Source organism: Nonomuraea polychroma (genome assembly GCF_004011505.1).
Lineage (GTDB): Bacteria > Actinomycetota > Actinomycetes > Streptosporangiales > Streptosporangiaceae > Nonomuraea > Nonomuraea polychroma.
Genome location: NZ_SAUN01000001.1, coordinates 5,881,830 through 5,899,844, shown reverse-complemented (window position 1 = coordinate 5,899,844; position 18,015 = coordinate 5,881,830). Strand labels below are relative to the sequence as shown.

The 18,015-nt window shown below is 68.1% G+C and carries 8 protein-coding genes and 1 pseudogene; 8 read left to right on the top strand and 1 reads right to left on the bottom strand.

Annotated features, from left to right (window positions below):
* Positions 1 to 428 precede the first annotated feature (428 nt).
* The 7 genes from EDD27_RS26885 to EDD27_RS26855 all read left to right on the top strand — a co-directional run bounded on the left by EDD27_RS26885 (position 429) and on the right by EDD27_RS26855 (position 16,791).
* Positions 429 to 2,276: an MBL fold metallo-hydrolase gene (locus EDD27_RS26885; RefSeq protein WP_206641672.1), complete on the top strand. Its 1,848-nt coding sequence runs from the start codon at positions 429 to 431 to the stop codon at positions 2,274 to 2,276.
* Positions 2,273 to 3,313 carry a LacI family DNA-binding transcriptional regulator gene (locus EDD27_RS26880; protein ID WP_127934844.1) on the top strand — a complete coding sequence of 347 codons (1,041 nt, stop codon included), beginning with the start codon at positions 2,273 to 2,275 and terminating at the stop codon, positions 3,311 to 3,313. The genes EDD27_RS26885 and EDD27_RS26880 overlap by 4 nt, the downstream gene beginning before the upstream one ends.
* Positions 3,314 to 3,423: 110 nt before the next feature.
* Positions 3,424 to 4,392 (top strand): ROK family protein, encoded by a 969-nt coding sequence (locus tag EDD27_RS26875; protein ID WP_127934843.1) that lies wholly within the window; start codon positions 3,424 to 3,426, stop codon positions 4,390 to 4,392.
* A 178-nt stretch (positions 4,393 to 4,570) separates the two neighbouring features.
* Positions 4,571 to 5,140 carry a D-sedoheptulose-7-phosphate isomerase gene (locus EDD27_RS26870; RefSeq protein ID WP_206641671.1) on the top strand — a complete coding sequence of 190 codons (570 nt, stop codon included), beginning with the start codon at positions 4,571 to 4,573 and terminating at the stop codon, positions 5,138 to 5,140.
* On the top strand, positions 5,137 to 7,689 hold the full coding sequence (locus tag EDD27_RS26865; RefSeq protein ID WP_127934842.1) for an alpha-mannosidase: 2,553 nt from the start codon (positions 5,137 to 5,139) through the stop codon (positions 7,687 to 7,689). The genes EDD27_RS26870 and EDD27_RS26865 overlap by 4 nt, the downstream gene beginning before the upstream one ends.
* 580 nt (positions 7,690 to 8,269) lie before the next feature.
* Positions 8,270 to 16,240, top strand: coding sequence for a polymorphic toxin-type HINT domain-containing protein (locus EDD27_RS26860; protein WP_127934841.1), 7,971 nt, complete (start codon positions 8,270 to 8,272; stop codon positions 16,238 to 16,240).
* Positions 16,234 to 16,791 carry a hypothetical protein gene (locus tag EDD27_RS26855; RefSeq protein ID WP_127934840.1) on the top strand — a complete coding sequence of 186 codons (558 nt, stop codon included), beginning with the start codon at positions 16,234 to 16,236 and terminating at the stop codon, positions 16,789 to 16,791. Before EDD27_RS26860 ends, EDD27_RS26855 begins: the two co-directional genes overlap by 7 nt.
* Here the strand turns inward: EDD27_RS26855 and EDD27_RS56935 are convergent.
* A complete protein-coding gene (locus EDD27_RS56935; protein WP_241564273.1) occupies positions 16,784 to 17,587 on the bottom strand; it encodes a hypothetical protein in 804 nt (267 codons plus the stop codon). The two genes, EDD27_RS26855 and EDD27_RS56935, sit on opposite strands and share 8 nt — an antisense overlap.
* On the opposite strand from EDD27_RS56935, the pseudogene EDD27_RS58890 reads away from it, so the two are divergent.
* Positions 17,525 to 17,938, top strand: a pseudogene (locus tag EDD27_RS58890) (LAGLIDADG family homing endonuclease); the annotation flags it as partial. The gene EDD27_RS56935 and the pseudogene EDD27_RS58890 sit on opposite strands and share 63 nt — an antisense overlap.
* Between the last annotated feature and the right edge of the window lie 77 nt (positions 17,939 to 18,015).

The window sequence follows — 18,015 nt, the reverse complement described above, 5'->3', positions numbered from 1 at the left end:
CGCCTGGGCCTCCGGCCCCGACGCTCTCGTCGCGTCGCCTTCCGGGCTGAGGGGCGTCGGTGCGGACGGTTCCGTCGGGCTTGCGGGCGCGGAAGACGCGGTCGTGCGGTGGGTCGGCGACGCGACCGGCGGTGTGCCGGGAGGGACGACGGTCTCCTCCGAAAGGGCGCTCGGAACGGTGGCGGATGTATTCGGTGGGGCCGCCGGCGGCTCGGTCAGAGGGGTGGCGGCGAGCGGGCCGCTGGGCCGGGCAGAGGGGGTGAGGGCGGTGCGGAGTGCGGTGAGCGCGGTGCCGGCGGTGGTGGAGCCCTGGATCCGGCACCCGGTCAGATCGACATGTGAACTGCCGATTATGGCCTTTTTCGGACAGGGATTAATCCACGCCAGAGCATCCATTGTGGGAACGATACCGGATAGAATCGCGCCTCGTGAGCAGTGATGTGACCGAAGTTGTGCCCGGGGTGTTCCGCATTGCGGACACCTGCCACGTTTACGTCGTGGCGGCCCCCGCGCAGGCGGGGGAGGAGCGCACCGGGATCGCGATCGACTTCGGTTCCGGCCGCGTGCTCGACCTCCTGGACGAGATGGGGATCGACCGCCTCACCCACGTCCTCATGACCCACCACCACCGTGATCAGGCCCAGGGCCTGGCCAGGGCGGTCGGCGCGGGCATCCCCATCCATGTCCCGCCGGTGGAGCTCGACCTGTTCGAGAAGGTCGGCGAGATGTGGTCGGGTCGGCAGCTCAGCAACGACTACGACCTGCGTGACGACAGGTTCTCGTTGCTCGACCCCGTGCCGGTGGCCGGCGTCGTGCCCGAATACCGGACGGCCACGTACGGCGGCGTGGAGGTGCGCGTGCTGCCCACCCCAGGGCACACCCCCGGCTCCGTGACCTACATCGTCGGCGACGTCGCCTTCACCGGCGACCTCATCTACGCCCCCGGCAAGGTGTGGTCGCTGGCCGCGACCCAGTGGTCGTACACCGAGAACGAGGGCCCGGCCATGATCGTCCTGAGCTGCGAACTCCTCCAGCGGGAGGAGCTCAAGGCGTTACTGCCGTCGCACGGCGAGCCGATGACCGACCCGGACGACGCACTCCGGCAGCTCTCCCAGTCCATGCAGCGGTACGTGAACTTCCGCCGCCCCCACCCCTGGGACGTGCGCGGACTCCTCCACAACCCGTTCGTCGAGGTGACCTCCCACCTGCTGATGAACAAGAGCGCCAATTCCCACAGCTACGTCCTGCTGTCGGAGTCCGGCGCCGCCATGATCTTCGACTTCGGCTACGACATGTCCACCGGTCTGGTGCACAACACCTCACGCGCGGCCCGCCGCCCCTGGCTGGCCTCGCTCCCCGCCCTCCGCGAGCACTACGGCGTCACCAGCATCGAGGTCGCCCTCCCCACCCACTACCACGACGACCACGTGGCGGGCATGCCGCTGCTGCGCGACGTCGAGGGCACGGAGATCTGGACCCCGTCCCACATGGCGCCCATCCTGGCCGCGCCGCTCCACCACGATCTGCCCTGCCAGTGGTTCGACCCCATTCCCTCCGACCGGGTGCTCGAGCTGGGGGAGACCGTGCGGTGGCGGGAGTACGAGATCACGGTGCACGACCTGCCGGGGCACACGTTGTTCGCGGCGGCGTACGAGTTCCAGGTGGACGGCCACCGCGTGCTCGTCACCGGCGACCAGCAGGACGGCATGGGCATCCCCGGGGAACGCCAGGAGAGCCTGAACTTCCAGTACAAGAACAGATTCAGGATCGAGGACTATCGCAAGAGCGCCGCGCTCTACCGGCGCCTGCGCCCCGACCTCATGGTCAGCGGCCACTGGCGCCCCCGCTGGGTGGACGACGACTATCTCCACATGCTGACCGAACGCGGCGAGGAACTCATCGCCCTCCACTACGACCTGCTCCCGCTGGACCACCTGGACCTGGGGGCGGACGGGGTGCTGTGCCGCCTGACGCCTTACTACACGAGCGTTCCCGCGGGGGGCGAGCTGGTGCTCACGGCCACCGTGCGCAACCCGTTCCCCGACAAGGTCGTGGCCACCATCGAGCCGGTCGTTCCCCCAGGTTGGGAGCGGGAGCAAGGGGCCCTGACGCTAAGGCTGCCCGGAGGGGGTATGGAGCAGGTGCACCTCCGTCTCGGCGCCGACGTCGTGCCGCGACGCCGCGTTCGCCTGGCAGTCGACTTGACCATCGGCGATCTGCGCCTCGGGCAGCACGCCGAGGCGCTGGTCGACGTGGTCGGGGAAGGGATTCGATGACCATAGAGCGGCGTACCCCCCTCAGCCGTTCCAGGAGGCCCACGATCAAGGACGTGGCGGAGGCCGCCGGAGTCTCCCGCTCCACCGTCTCCCGCGCGCTGACCGGCCGCGGGTACGCCGCCAGCGACGTGCGCGAGCGCGTCCTGCGGGCCGCCGCCGAGCTCGGATACGTGCCCGATGTCATGGCCCGCACGCTCAAGCAGCAAGTGAGCAGGTCGGTCGGGGTGCTGGTGAGCGACCTGCGCAACCCGTTCTACGCGGAGCTGGCGGCCGGGGCCAGCAGGGAGGCCCGCGAGCGCGGGTACACCATGGTGCTGGCGGACACGAGCCTGTCGGCCGAGGCGGAGAGCGAGGCGGCCGAGGCGCTCGTCGCGCTCAGGGTGGCGGGCGTGGTGGTGACGCCCAACTCCCCGGCCGTGTCCACCTACCTCGCTTCGCACGACATCCCGGTGGTCGAGGTGGACCGGCAGTTCGCGCCCGGCTCGACGGACGGGGTGGTGGTGGGCAACCGCGTCGGCGCCCGCAAGGCCACCGCGCACCTGGTCGAGCTGGGGCACCGCAGGATCGCGCTGTTCATCGACGAGACCGACTGGACCACCGGCTACGAGCGTTACCAGGGTTATCTGGAGGCGCTCGGGGCCGGTGACATCAAGGTGGATCCCGACCTGGTCGTCTCGTCAGGCTGGGACGTGGCAGACTCGCGGCGCCGGGCGCTCGACATGCTCCGCGACCCCGGCCGGCCGACCGCCGTCTTCGCCGCCAACAACGTGCTCGCCGAGGGCGTCTGGCGGGCGATCCGGGAGCTGGGGCTGCGGGTGCCGGAGGACATCAGCCTGGTGGCCTTCGACGACGCGCCGTGGATGAGCATGGTCTCGCCCATGGTCACCGCGGTCTCTCAGGACACGTTCAGCTTGGGCGCGACCGCGGTGCGCAGGCTGAACGAGCGCATCGAGATGCCGGAGTCGGACTCCGTCACGACCGTGCTCAACGTGCACCTCGTAGCCCGCGAATCGACAGCATCACCGCCCATGATCTGACATTTCGCCCATCTCGTGCGTTGACCCCGGGGAAAGGTCGCCCTAGGATCCGCTGTGGGAACGATGTCACAATCCCCTTGACGCGGCATGCGTTCCTGTCGGAGGCCCCCATGGAGCACGTTCCCCCTGTTCTGTCGCTGGACATCGGCGGCACGAAACTCGCCGCAGGCGTCGTCACCGGCGACGGCCGGATCCACGGCTGGCAGATCGCCCCCACCCGCAGGGAGGAGGGCCCCCGCCCAGTCCTGGCCAGGCTGTTCGACCTGGGCAGGAAGGCGATCGCCGAGGCCGGGCTGCCGGAGGTGGCCGCCGTCGGCATCTCCTGCGGAGGACCGCTGGACGCCGCGGCCGGCGTGCTGGAGTGCCCGCCGCACCTGCCCGGCTGGATCGACGTGCCGGTGGGCGCGATGGCGTCCGAGGCGTTCGGCGTGCCGTCGGCCCTTGAGAACGATGCCACAGCCGCCGCACTCGGCGAGTTCCGGTACGGGGCCGGCCGCGGCACCAGCACCATGCTCTACCTGACCATCTCGACAGGCGTCGGCGGCGGCTCCGTCATCGGCGGCCGGCTGCACCGCGGCGCGGCCGGCAACGGGGGCGAGCTCGGGCACGTCATGGTGCGGCCCGGCGGGCGGAGATGCTCGTGCGGGCGGCTGGGCTGCCTGGAGGCCTACGCGTCCGGGACCGCCATCGCCGAGCGTGCGCGTGAGGCGCTGGCCGCGGGGAGAGCCTCCTCTCTCGCCACCATCGACCAGCCGACGGCCGAGGACGTGTCCCGCGCCGCCGCGGACGGGGATCCGCTGGCGGGCGAGATCTGGGACGAGACCACATGGGCTCTGGGAAGCGCGATCACCGACCTGGTGAACGCGTTCGAGCCCGAGCTCGTGGTCCTCGGCGGTGGCGTCACCCGGTCCGGTGCGCGGCTCGTCGACCCCGTGGCCGCCGCGGTCGCCAGGGACGCCATGCCGCCGGCGGCTCGTAGCGTGCGCATCGAGCTCGCGCGGCTGGGGGCGGGCGTGTGTGTGGTGGGTGCCGGGGCCGTCGCCCATGATCTCGTCGCAGGGAGGAACATCCATGCCTGACCAGCCTTCGATCCCCCGACCGACGAGTGCAGTTCCATCCCGGGCGAACGGGCGGGCGTCCCTTGAGGTGGAGGGCGGGTCCGGTGGGGCGTCTGCGGGACCGGCCCGGGCGAACGGGCGGGCGTCCCTTGAGGTGGAGGGCGGGTCCGGCGGACCGTCCGCGGGATCGGTGCGGGGCGTGACGGCGCAGGTGCTGGCGGCGCATGTCGAAGGGCATCTTGCCGCCGCGCGGGGCATGGCGGCGCTGATCCCGGTCGTCGAGGCCGCCGCGGACCTGCTCATCGATACGTTCGCGCGTGGCGGCACTCTCTACACGATGGGCAACGGCGGCAGCGCGGCCGACGCCCAGCACCTCACCGGCGAGTTGATCGGCCACTACAAGCGCGACCGCCGCCCGCTGCCCACGGTGACGCTCACGACCGACGCCACGGTCATGACGTGCATCGCCAACGACTACGCCTACGAGGACGTGTTCGCCCGCCAGGTCGAGGCGCTGGCCGGTCCGGGCGACGTGGTGGCCGCGTTCACCACGAGCGGCAACTCGCCCAACGTCGTCGGCGCGCTCAAGACCGCACAGAGCAAGGGCGCGGTGACGGTACTGTTCGGCGGCAAAGACGGAGGAGCCGCCGCCGAGCACGCCGACCACCTCCTCCTCGCCCCCGCCTCAGAGACACCGCGCATCCAGGAGATCCACACACTGATGCTGCACATGATCAGCGAGAAGGTCGACGCTTGGGCGGCCTCATGAGCAGGCGCCCCGCCCCCATGGCCAACGCCCCCTCCGGCGCCCAGCCGCGCGACCTGCCCCGGGCCCCCCGCCCGGCGGCCACGCCCGACCGCACCCTGCACATGATCGGCAACGCGCACCTCGACCCGGTGTGGCTGTGGCCCTGGCAGGAGGGCTACCAGGAGGCCCGTGCGACGTTCTGGTCGGCCATCCACCGCATGGACGAGTACCCCGACTTCGTCTTCACCTGCGACCAGGTCGTGCTGCTGTCCTGGGTGGAGGAGTCGGACCCGGAGTTGTTCGCCAGGATCCAGGAGAAGGTCGCCGAGGGCCGCTGGGTCATGGCCGGCGGCTGGTGGGTGGAGCCGGACTGCAACATGCCCTCCGGCGAGTCGTTCGTCCGCCAGGGCCTGTACGGGCAGCGCTACCTGAAGGAGAAGTTCGGCATCACCGCGACGGTCGGCATGAACGTCGACCCGTTCGGCCACAACGCCATGCTGCCCGCGATCCTGCGCGGCCAGGGCATGGACTCCTACTGCTTCCTGCGCCCGGGACCGCACGAGAGCGAGCTGCCCGGCACGATGTTCTGGTGGGAGAGCCCCGACGGCAGCCGCGTGCTGGCGTACCGGATCCCGTTCGAATACTGCAGCCCGCCCGGCGAGGTCGCCGGACAGACCGAGAAGGCCCTGGGCCAGCTCGACCGCTCGCTCGGCGACCTGATGATCTTCTACGGGGTGGGCAACCACGGCGGCGGCCCCACCAAGGCCAACATCGAGTCCATCCACCGCTACGACCGGATGGGCACGTTCGGCGAGCTGACCATGTCCTCGCCGCGCCGCTACTTCGACGAGATGGCCAAGCGCCTGGGCGAGCGCGGCCTGGCCGAGCTGCCGGTGTGGCGCGACGACCTGCAGCACCACGCCGCCGGCTGCTACTCCTCGCACTCCGGCGTCAAAGCATGGCAGCGCCGGGCGCAGGCCGCGGTCCTGTCGGCCGAGCGGTGGGCGGCCGTCGCCGGCCACGACGTGCGCGCGGACCTGGAGCGGGCCTGGAAGCAGGTGCTGTTCAACCAGTTCCACGACGTGCTGCCCGGCTCGGCCATCGAGCCCGCCTACGACGACGCCCGCGACCAGCTCGGCGAGGCCGTCGCGATCGCCAAGCGGATCATCACCCGGGCGCACAACGTGATCGCCCGCGACATCCGCATCCCGCAGGAGGACGGCACCCAGCCGGTGGTCGTCTTCAACCCGCACCCGTGGCCGGTCACGACCCGGGTCGAGATGCAGTACGGTCTCGCGCCCACGGGCGTGCAGGTCGTGGACGCGGACGGAGCCGACGTGCCCTGCCAGCGCACCCAGTCGGTCGCCACCACCGACGACAAGGGCCGCGGCGCCACGGTCTTCCAGGCCGAGCTGCCGCCGCTGGGCTACCGCCTCTACCGCCTGCGCCAGGGCGCCCCGGCGGCCCCGAGCGGCCTGTCGTGCAGCGAGACCCACATCGAGAACGACGTGCTGCGCCTGGAGCTCGACCCCGCCACCGGCTGGCTGACCAGCCTGCTCGACAAGCGCACCGGCGTCGACCTGGTGGCCGGGGCGGCCGGCGAGCACACGGTCATCTGCGAGGACCCGACCGACACATGGGGACACCGCGTGGTGTCCTACGACTGGCCGGGCGAGCCGATGGCGGTCACGAACATCGTCCTGCGCGAGCAGGGCCCGCTGCGCGCCCGCATCCGGGTGGAGCGGGAGTGGGGCCGCTCGACGATGGCCGAGGAGTTCATCCTCGGCGCGGGCGGCGACGACGCGGTCGAGGTGCGGGTCACGCTGGACTGGCGGGAGCAGGCGCACCTGATGAAGCTGCGTTTCCCGGTCGCGCTGGAGTCGCCGGCCGCCACCTACGAGATCCCCTTCGGGCACCTCAGCAGGCCGCTCGACGGGGCCGAGGAACCGGCGCAGTCGTGGGTGGATCTGTCGGGGGCCGGCGCCGGCCTCGCCGTCGTGAACAACGCCAAGCACGGCTACGACGTCTCTCCGGCCGGGCCCGGCCGCAGCCCCAGCATCGGCATCACCGCCGTGCGCAGCCCCGTCTACGCCTGGCACGACCCGCGGCTGCTGGACCCGGAAGGGTACTACTCCTACCAGGACCAGGGGACGCAGCGGTTCACGTACCTGCTGGTGCCGCACGCGGGCGACTGGCGGGCCGCCGGGCTCGCGCGGCGCGCCGCGCTGCTCGGCTCCCCGGTGCGCGCCATGCTGGAGAGCTTCCACGACGGCGCGCTGCCCGCCGCCCGCGGCTACCTCGACGACGGCGGCGGCCAGATCATGGTGACCGCGGTGAAGGCGCACGAGGACGCCCCGCGCGACCTCGTCGTCCGCGCCGTCGAGAGCACCGGGCGAGCCGGCGTGGCCACCCTCGACATCCCGCTCGCCCGGGTCCGGCTCACGGCGGACTTCGGCCCGAGCCAGATCCGTACGTTCCGGATCCCGCTCGACGACCCGCTCTCCGCGGTCGAGACGGACCTCGTCGAGCTGACCACCCGCAAGGGCGCGTTCACGGTGGAAGCATGGTGACCATCGCCGACCCCGACGGCGGCGAGCTGGTCGTCGAGGCGCCCGAGCCGGGCACGGTCGCGTGGCGGTGGAGCGAGCGGCCCCGGGGAGCACGGTGCGCTCCAAGGCCAAGAGCGAGAGTCCGGCGGCGGCTGCCGGCCAGCCCGTCAACAGCACGCCATGAAACGTAGATCTTAGGAAGAATCGGGGGTAGCGCGCTGGGCAGGCCGGCAGGGTGCGTCTCTTTTGCCTGGCACACTGCCAGCCGCATCAGCGAGATGGAGATCTCCCTGCGGTAGCCGTTGGTGTCCTCCATCCAGCCCAGCCGATGTACGCACCTCCAGGAGCATCCATTTGAGTGGTGACTCAGTCAATGAGGCTGTCGGACAATGTCCTGGTGACGGAGCGTTGCGTACCGAATAGACCCGGGTTCCGATTTGTGATCGTCGTGCGTCTTGCCGGGTAGGTCGGATTTTCTTACGTTGATCGTCGGATGTTGATCTGCTCCGAGCCCGGCGGAGAGCGTTTGCCACCTGCGGCGGAGAGCGACGGTTGGTGCCCCTGCTGGTGTCTTTCGTTGTGGTTCGGAGTGTGATGGCGCATGCGCCGGATTTCGTCATGGCGTCGTTCAGTTGGAACGCTGCTCGCGCTCGTGGGTATGGCGCCCGGCCTACTGGTAGTGCATGGGCAACCGGTGCTGGCGACGGCCGCCGCGGCGGTGGAGCAGGATGCCGGAGCCTTACCGGAGCTTCCCCAGCAGATGGCCGGCTCGGCCACGGGGCTTGCATCCTTGCTTCCAGCCACGCAGGTGTCTGCGGCTGCTGAGCCTTCGGATGGATGGCGTTCCGAAGTGCGACGGCCCAAGGGTGCGGTGCCGTTGGAGGATCGGACGCCGGATGCGGCATCGGCTGAGGCATCGGGGTCGAAGCGGTTACCTGCCGGGGTGTTGCGGGCGGAGGCGGCCGATGCGTCAGTGCTGGCAGTGCCGAGTTTGGTGGATGTGTACCCGAAGCAGGGGTATCTGGTCGATTCGCTGACGCCGGCGCTGCGGGCCTGGGGGCAGAGCGGCAACGGCAGCTACGCCGTGTCGTACTCGTTCACGATTTGCGATGTCGCGTCGATGTCCGGCACCGGCTGTGCGACGTCGGGCTATGTGGCGGGCAACAAGAACACCTGGACGGTCCCGGCCGGAAAGCTGAGCTGGGGCAAGCAGTACTGGTGGACGGTCACCGTCCGCGACTCCTACGACTTCTCGACCACGACTTCGCCGGTGCTGACGTTCACCACGGGTGTGCGCCAGCCGGCGGTCACCTCGAACCTGGCCAACTCCGGGCTATCAAGACAGGAGTTCGACCAGCAGAACGGTAACTACACCAGCACCTTCACCGACCTGAGAGTGGCCACCGTGGGGCCGCCACTGTCGGTGGTCCGCACCTACAACAGCATGGACCCGCGCACCGACGGCATGTTCGGGCCCGGCTGGTCGACCCGCTGGGACATGAAGATCGTCAAGGAGATGCGGGGCACATCGACGTCGGCGCTGGCGACCTACCCCGACGGGCGTCAGGTGCGGTTCAAGGCCAACGGAGACGGCACCTTCCAGCCGCCGCCCGGCCTGTACGCCACCCTCGCCGAGGAAAGCGGCGGCTGGCGGCTGATGGACAAGGCCTCCACCAGCTACCGCTTCGACACCGCCGGCCGGCTGACGTCGATCACCGACCAGCGCGGCCGCAGCCAGCAGCTGACCTACGACACAGGCGGGAAACTGGCCAAGGTCACCGGTGTCGGCGGCCGGTCGCTGACGTTCACCTGGCAAACCGACCGGGTTGAGTCGATCTCCAGTGATCCGGTCGACGGGGCGGCGCTGCGATGGACCTACGGCTATGAAGGCGGCCGGTTGACGCAGGTGTGCGCGCCGGTGGCGGCCCCGAACTGCACCTCCTACGAGTATGGCAACGGGTCGCTGTATCGCAGCAGCGTGCTCAACTCCGACCCGTTCGGCTACTGGCGGCTCGGCGAGGCGGCCGGTGCCACCAGCGGCGAGGACCTGGGCACCGGCGCCGGCGATCTCACCTATCAGGGCATCACGCTGGGCCAGCCGGGCGCACTGGCCGCCACCACCGACACCGCGGCCACCTTCGCCGCCGGATCGGTGGTCAAGCTGCCCTCCAATACCATCCCGCACCTGGGCGACCAGCTGTCGGTGGAGACCTGGTTCAAGACCACCCAATCCGGTGTGATCATGGCCGCGGGCACCGCCCAGAACGGCAGCGGCCTGGCCCGGGGCGCGATGTTGTACGTGGGCACCGACGGCAAACTGCGCGGCTCCCTGGACGCGGTGACCACCCCGGTCACCTCCACCGGAGCGGTGAACGACGGTCAGTGGCATCACGTGGCGCTGACCGTGGCCGGCCAAGACCAGACGCTGTATCTGGACGGCCAGCAGGTCGGCACCATGACCGGCACGGTCACGAGCTGGCGCACCTACGCCACCTTGGGCAACGGTGTCACCGACCCGGCCAAGTCACCGGCCGTCCCGGCTGCGGTGCAGGCGTTCCCGTTCCAGGGCCAGCTGGATGAGGTGGCGCTGTACGGCAAGCCGCTGACCGCGGCCGAAGTTGCCGGCCACTACGCCGCCCGCACCGGCGCCCCGCACAAGCTCACCAAGACCACCCTGCCGTCCGGGCGGGTGTGGACGGTCAACACCTACGACGCCAAGACCGACCGGATCGCCACCCACGTCGACAGCGACGCAGGCACCTGGAAGATCGGCGACATCGGCATCGAGCAGCAGTCCGGTGAGGCGCAGGTGACGGTGACCGACCCGGACAACAACACCCTCGTCTACCTCTACGACGCCTGGCGCGGTTACCGCATCCGGGGCGAGACCGATCAACTCGGCTACACCATCTGGTACGAGTACGACCAGGCGGGCTTTCTCACGAAGGTGATCGACCGCAACGACATCGCCAACGAGATCTACCAGGACAAGCGCGGCAACACTCTGGGCCGGCAGTACTGCCGGGCGCCGGGGGAGTGCGCGATCGAGTTCTGGACCTACTACCTGAATGCCAGCGACCCGTTCGACCCGCGTAACGACCAGGTGACGGCCTACCGGGACGGCCGCTCGGCCAGTGACACCGACCCCACCTTCGCCACGACGATCGAGTACAACAGCTACGGGGAGCAGACCAAGCAGACCACCCCTGCCACGGCGGACTTCCCGCAGGGCCGCTCAACCAGTATCGCCTACACCGATGGCAGCGAGGCAGCGGTCGGCGGCGGCACCACCCCGGCGGGGTTGGTGAAGAGCAAGACCGACGCGCGCGGCAGCACCTGGCAATACCGCTACACCGCGGCCGGTGACCTGGCCGAGCAGACCAGCCCCGAGGGCCTGGTGGTCAAGCTGGACCACGACGCGCTCGGCCGCATGGTCGCCAGCACGCGCATCTCGCAGGCCGTGCCGGACGGGACGAAGACCACCTTTACCTATGACGGGCGGGGCCGGCTGGTTGCCGGCACTGCCCCGGCGGTGAAGAACGAGATCAGCGGGGTCACGCACACCGCGCAGACCCGCACCACCTACGACCCCGACGGAAACCCGCTGACCGAGACGATCGCCGACCTGACCGGCGGCGAGCCGGATCGGGTGACGACCTTCACCTACGACGCGCACGGCCGCCAGGACTCGCTCACCAACGCCGAGGGCGGCATCGCCCGGCAGGTGTGGAACCACCGCGGCCAGGTCATCCGCACCACCGACGCGCGTGGCACGGTCATCGAGCAGGCCTACAGCAAGCGCGGTGAACTGACCACGAGCACGCTGAAGGGCTGGACCGGCAGCCCGGTCAACCCGCAGCCGGCCACGGACGTGGTGCTGGAAACCCGCGGCTATGACCCGGGTGGGCGGCTGACGTCCATGGTGGACGTGATGGGCCGCAAGTCCACCAACGTGTACTGGATGGACAACCGGCTCAAGCAGCAGATCGCCGACGATGCCAAGCTGAACGGCTCCACCACGCCGCGGGACGTGGTGGTCAAGGCCGAGGAATACGACCCGGCCGGCAACCTGATCGAGCAGATGACCGGCAACGGCACCACCATCACCATCTTCGAATACGACGAGGCAAGCCGGCTCATGGCACAGGTGCTGGACCCGCGCTCGGCCTCCAACCCGAACGGGCTGGAGCGCGTGACCGAGCTCGGCTACGACGCCAACGGCAACGTCACCAAAACCACCCGGACAGCGGCCGGCAGCAGCCGTACCGAGAGCGCCACATACGCCTACAACAAGCTGAATCAGCCGACCCGGCAGACCATCGAAAACGGCGCCCAGGACATCGTGTCCACAACCGACTACAACGATCGTGGTCTGCCCGTTGCCAGCACCGATCCGCGCGGCAACGCCGACGGCGCCAACGCCGCCGACTACACGACCACGGTGCGTTACGACATCCTGGACCGGCTGGTGGAGATCAAGGCGCCGCAGGTGCAGGTCGATAAGAACGGCACCGCCGCCCCGGCCCGCCCGGCCACCCTGGTCGGCTACGACGTGGTGGGCAACACCACGCACCAGCGCGACGCCGAAGGCCGCACCTTCGTCTCCACCTTCGACAAGGCAGGCCGGCTGACCAGCGCCGCTGCGCCGGCATACACGCCGCCGGGCGGCAGTACGATCACGTCGACCGTCCGGCACTCCTACGATGCGGCCGGGCAGCGCAAGACCACTACCGACCCGCGCGGCTACGTCACCTCCTACGACTATGACCAGCTTGGGCGGCAGGTCCGCGTCACCGACCCCGCCCCCGACGGTCAGGCCCCGGGCACCTGGGTGACCGAGTACGACCTGGCCGGGGAGAAGCTGGCCACCGTCGACGCGACCGGTGCGCGCAGCCAGGCCACCTACGACGACCTCGGCCGGCAGATCACCTCCACCCAGATCGAACGCAAGCCCGCCAGCGCGGCGTACACCACAAAGATGGAGTACGACGACGGCGGCCGGCTGGTCAAGCAGACCAGCCCGGACCCAGGTACCGGTGTCAAGGTCACCAGCTTCACGGTCAATGCGGCCGGTGAGACCACGTCGGTCACCGACCCGGCGACCAACAAGACCACCATGGACCACGACCTCGCCGGCCGCCCGGTCAAGATGACCGACCCGAACGGCAACGCCAGCATCGCCGAATACGACCTGGCCGGCCGCAAGACCGTCGCCAAGGACCTCGACGCCACCGGCGCGGTGTTGCGGACCTACGGCTACGGCTACGACCTGGCGGGCAACACGACCAGCGCCACCTCACCTGAAGGCCACGTCACCAAGCAGACCTTCGACGCGCTGAACCGCGCCACCTCGCTCATCGAGCCGGTCTCGGCCAGCGAGTCGATCACCACGAGCTTCGGCTACGACGCCACCGGCGCCCGCACCCGCCTCACCGACGGCCGCGGCAATGCCACCTGGACCGGCTACAACGGCCTCGGGCAGGTGGAAACAGTGACCGAGCCGGCCACCACAGCGCACCCGGATGCGGCCGACCGCACTTGGACCCACATCTACGACGCGGCCGGTAACCAGACGGCCACCGTCCAGCCCGGCGGGGTGCGCATCGACCGTACCTACGACCACCTGGGCCGGCTCACCAAGGAGAGCGGCACCGGGGGCGGCGCCGCGACGGCCGAGCGGACCTTCGGCTACGACCTGGCTGGACGGGCCACCACGGCTGGCGATCTGACGGTGGACTACAACGACCGGAACCTACCGCTGAAGGTCTCGCGCGGCGCCACCCAGGAGACCGCCTACGCCTACGATGCGCTTGGCAATCCCACCCAGCGCATCGACGCGGCCGGCACTGCGACCTTCACCTACGACAACGTCAACCGGCTGAAGACCGTCACCGACCCGGTCACCGCTCGCACCCTGACCTACGGCTACGACCCGGCCAGCCGGCTGAAGACCATCACCGCCACTAGCGGCACGGCCAGCACTCAAACCTTCGACTACGACAACTTGAACCGCGTCACCGGCCAGACGCTGAAGAACGGTTCCGGCACCCAGCTCGCCAAGATCACTTATGGGTGGGACAAGGACGACAACCTCACCACCAAGACCACCACAGGCACCGCCGGCGCGGGCACCAACGCCTACACCTATGACCACGCTGGCAGGATCACCTCCTGGACCGCCCCCGGCGGCACCAGAACCGCGTATGAGTGGGACGCCGCAGGCAACCGTACCAAGGCCGGCGACAAGACCTTCGCCTACGACGAGCGCAACCGGCTGACCAGCGGCGACGGCACCGACTACACCTATACCCCGCGAGGCACGCTGGCCACCGAGACAAAGGCCGGCGCCACCACCAACTACACCTTCGACGCTTTCGACCGGCTGATCGCTGACCGCGACAGCCTCTACAGCTACGACGCCCTCGACCGTGTCGCCTCCCGCATCAGCGGCGGCGCCAAGCAGCTGTTCGCCTACTCCGGTCTGGGCAACGACCTGGCCGCGATCACCGACAGCGGTGGTGCCGTGCAAGCGCAGTACTCCCGCGATGCCGGTGGCGGCCTGCTCGGCCTCAAGGAAGGCAACGGCACTGCAGCCGCGGCGCTGAGCGACCTGCACGGCGACCTGGTGGCCACCTTCACCACCAGCCTGCAGACCTCCACGGCCTATGACCCGTTCGGCACCGTCCTCGCGCAGACCGGCACCAAGACCCAACTGGGCTACCAGGGCGAGTACACCGACCCGGACACCGGCAAGGTCAACATGCACGCCCGCTGGTACCAGCCCGGCACCGGCACCTTCACCAGCCGCGACACCGCCACCCTCACCCCCAGCCCCTCGGTGCAGGCCAACCGCTACACCTACGCCAACGCCTCACCCCTGACCGGAACCGACCCCACCGGCCACGCCACCATCGGCGCGGCCGGCACCACCTGGGACTCGCCCTACACGCCAGGCATCGACTACCAATCGGCCATCGACATCTACGCCCAGCACGGCATCGTCATCGGCGGCGGGAGCAGCAGCGACGGAGGAGGCTATTGCATCGGAAGCTGCTACGGAGGCGGCGGCACGGCGGAGCTTTGCACCACCTGCCTCCTCGCAGGCGAGCTTAATGGCGACGTCGTCCTCGTCATGTCCAAAGATCAAATGAAGTTGAGGGGCCATCTGCCGAACGGAACACAGATCACAGATAGCTTCTGGCGGCTCTCGACGAAGGACATTAATCAGATCATCGAGGTGGCCTATCTCGGGGCAACCGATGCTGAGATCAACATCCTCATTCGATACGCCCAGTATCGCGCGAGGCAGCAATGGATAAAGTCGGGAAGTCCTACACCCGCCATCGGTGGGGGCAACCCGGACCACGGCCAGGGCACCGAATGCCAGAAGGCAATGACCGTCAAGCAATGCTCCGCGATGCTTAAAGCATCGGCAGAACTCGTTATGGCGAAGAAGTTCTACGACCAGTGCGCCGGCAATGCCTTTGGCGACTTGACGGAGTGTAAAAGACTGGTCAAAACGCTGGGGCTGACCGGTAAGCAGGTGCTGGAGCTGTCGCGTAAGAAATTGTGGGAGGGCTTCTGGACTGGTGCCTACGAATTATTCGTAGAGGACTTTAACGCTTGCCTCGAGGGAAGCGTTGGGGGATGCGTGCTCGCTGCAACCAACTTTCTTCCGGGTGGGGCTTTTATTAAGGCAGGCAAGCTGCTTGCCAAATTCCCAACGGTTCAAAAAGCCGTGCAGGCCGCCGCGAACGCGTGCAAGTGGAGCAGCTTTGCGCCGGGAACCCTGGTGCTGATGGCGGACGGCAGCCGTAAACCGATTGAGGACGTACGCGTCGGAGACGAAGTCCTCGCCACCGACCCAACCACCGGGGAGACGGTAGCCAAAAAGGTCACCGCACTGATCAACAGCTCCGGCACGAAGAACCTGATCAAGATCACCATCAGGACGGAGCGCGAAGGGGAAGCCGAGCATAAGTCGGTCATTGCAACGGCCCAGCATCCCTTCTGGGTGCCTTCCCTGCGGAAGTGGATTGATGCCACCTATCTCCAGCCGGGATCATGGCTTCGCACCTCCGTCGGCACGTGGATCCAAGTCACCGATGTGAAGCGTTGGACAGCACCGCAACAGGTATACAACCTGTCTGTCGCCGACATTCATACCTACCATGTTGGCGTCGGGGACGTTAACGTCCTCGTTCACAACACCAACTGCTTTGCACCAGTTAGAATTAAGCCGGGCCAACAAGCAGCTGGTGGCGCCTACGCAATGACCAAGGCCGAGCTTAAATTCGTCAAGGACCTTCTCGCTAAGAAGCCGAACCTCCAGATATTCAGAACTCATGGTAAGAGTTCGATGGGAGACTTCCTCGTGATTGACCCTTCCAACCCGAGAGCGCCCGTCGGATGGGTGGTCGAACTGAAGACCTCTAGTGGAGGCTTCCCTGGCGAGCAGTTTATGAACGCAGATCGTCTCAAGGATCTATATGGCCTGAATCAGCTCAGGAAGGTTGCGGGAACTCCTGAACAAATGCTGGAAGCTCTGAACGTTGGAAGGCGGTCATGGTAGTGATTGTTATTCCTCGCATCCTCAACGAACTCCTGTGTGAAGTCGGAGAATTCGAATCCAAGATCCTCTCACTCAAGTTCGCCGAACGCGCCCTTCGCGCCTGCAGCGATGAACTAAGTTCTACACATCTCGATCTAGCGCTTGCCTATATTGCGACAGCTAGAGAATTTATCGAGGCGCGTGTAGATGTATCTGAGCTGGCAAAATCGCATCACGAGTATTTCTCTGGAAGAGACGGAAGTGACCGAACTTCTGAAGATATCATGTGGGTCGCGGCGATCGCCGTAAACGCGATCGCTCAGCGAGAAATGGAGCAGGCTCACATCATTCACAAGAATCGCTTTAAGCCTAACGTGCTAGACGTGGCAAAGGAGGCTCAAAAAATCGTTGGCCAATGCGCTGCCAAAAGGTCTAATTTTAGCACCGAACAGTCCATCGAAGCTGCGCGGAGAGCTCGATGGGCCGAGGTTAAAGAACAACTTATAGAGCTTATTGGAGTAATTCAATATCCATATGAGCGCGAAACTCGCGACGAAAACCCCTTTATCTAAGCTTCCCGCGCAATGAATGCAGGGCTGATTCCCAGTCGCGTTTGACGGCTACGTTCGGACCGTCCGGGGAGACGGTCTCGTGCCGATCGAAGAGATCGAGATCGGCGACCAGGTGGTCACCGGCTCCGGCGCCGTGCGCACCGTCAGCGCGGTATTCACCCGCGAGGCCGAACGGCTGGAACTGCGCGCGCAGGGCGTGGTGAGCACCGTCACTGCGGAGCACCCGATCTGGGCGCGCCGCAACCGGATCACGGCGGGCGGACTGCGCGCCCGGGAGTCGCAGAGCGCCGATGGGAACGTCGGTCGCCCGGGGCGCCCCGGCCTCAACCGGTTCGAGGCTCCCGAGTTCATCCCGGCCGCAGACCTGCGCCGGGGTGACCAGATCGCACTGCCGCTGCTGGTCGGACCTGAGGTCCACGACGCCTTCCTCGGCGATGATCCGGACGTGGCGCAGGCCCGCGCGTACATCCTCGGTCGCTACCTCGGTGACGGGTGGACCTCTCGCAAGCGCAAAGCCGGGAACGGGCGCGCCGACATGGACGCTTCCTACCTGTGCAGTGCCCACGGCGAGGCCGATCACCTGGAGAAGCAACTCGTCCTCGCCGAGATCGGGTTCAGCCGTCGCGAGTACCCGACCGTCACCCAGTTCGAGTTGCGCTCGGCCGCGCGGGATTGGTTCGCCGAACTGGGCGCGGGTCGCAGCGCCCGCGACAAGCAGGTTCCGGCGTCGGCGATGCACTGGCCAGCCGACCTGCGCGCGGCGCTGCTCGCCGGGTACTGCGACGCTGACGGGCACGAGTCGCAGCGTGGCGGTCAGTCACGGCGAATCTCCGTCAGCACCGTCAGTCGCGCGCTCGCGGTCAGCGTGGCGATGCTGGTGCGCTCACTCGGGCACACCCCTACCTTCAGCGTGCGGAGTTCCGCGAGCGAGTCGTGGGTGGACGGCCGGAAGATCGACGGTGCGTCGGAGTCCTACCGCGTGCAGTGGGCCGTCGACGCCCCCATGAAGCGGCATGCCGAGCACGACGCCGAAGCCGGGATCGTGTGGGTGGACGTGGCGAGCGTAGAGCCGGTCGACGTCGGCGACGTGTATGACGTCACTGTCGACGACCCGGAGCACACTTTCATCGTTGACGGGGTGTTGGTGCACAACTGCGCCCCCAGCGAGACGGTTTACGAGCCGCCGCGAGCTGCGCCTCACCATCCGCTACGACGGGGCCGCGC

Bases quoted from the DNA above. Each gene is read 5' to 3' on its own strand.
- EDD27_RS26865 (WP_127934842.1), top strand. From the start codon at position 5,137: ATGAGCAGGCGCCCCGCCCCCATGGCCAACGCCCCCTCCGGCGCCCAG.
- EDD27_RS26860 (WP_127934841.1), top strand. From the start codon at position 8,270: ATGCGCCGGATTTCGTCATGGCGTCGTTCAGTTGGAACGCTGCTCGCG.
- EDD27_RS26855 (WP_127934840.1), top strand. From the start codon at position 16,234: ATGGTAGTGATTGTTATTCCTCGCATCCTCAACGAACTCCTGTGTGAA.
- EDD27_RS26880 (WP_127934844.1), top strand. From the start codon at position 2,273: ATGACCATAGAGCGGCGTACCCCCCTCAGCCGTTCCAGGAGGCCCACG.
- EDD27_RS26875 (WP_127934843.1), top strand. From the start codon at position 3,424: ATGGAGCACGTTCCCCCTGTTCTGTCGCTGGACATCGGCGGCACGAAA.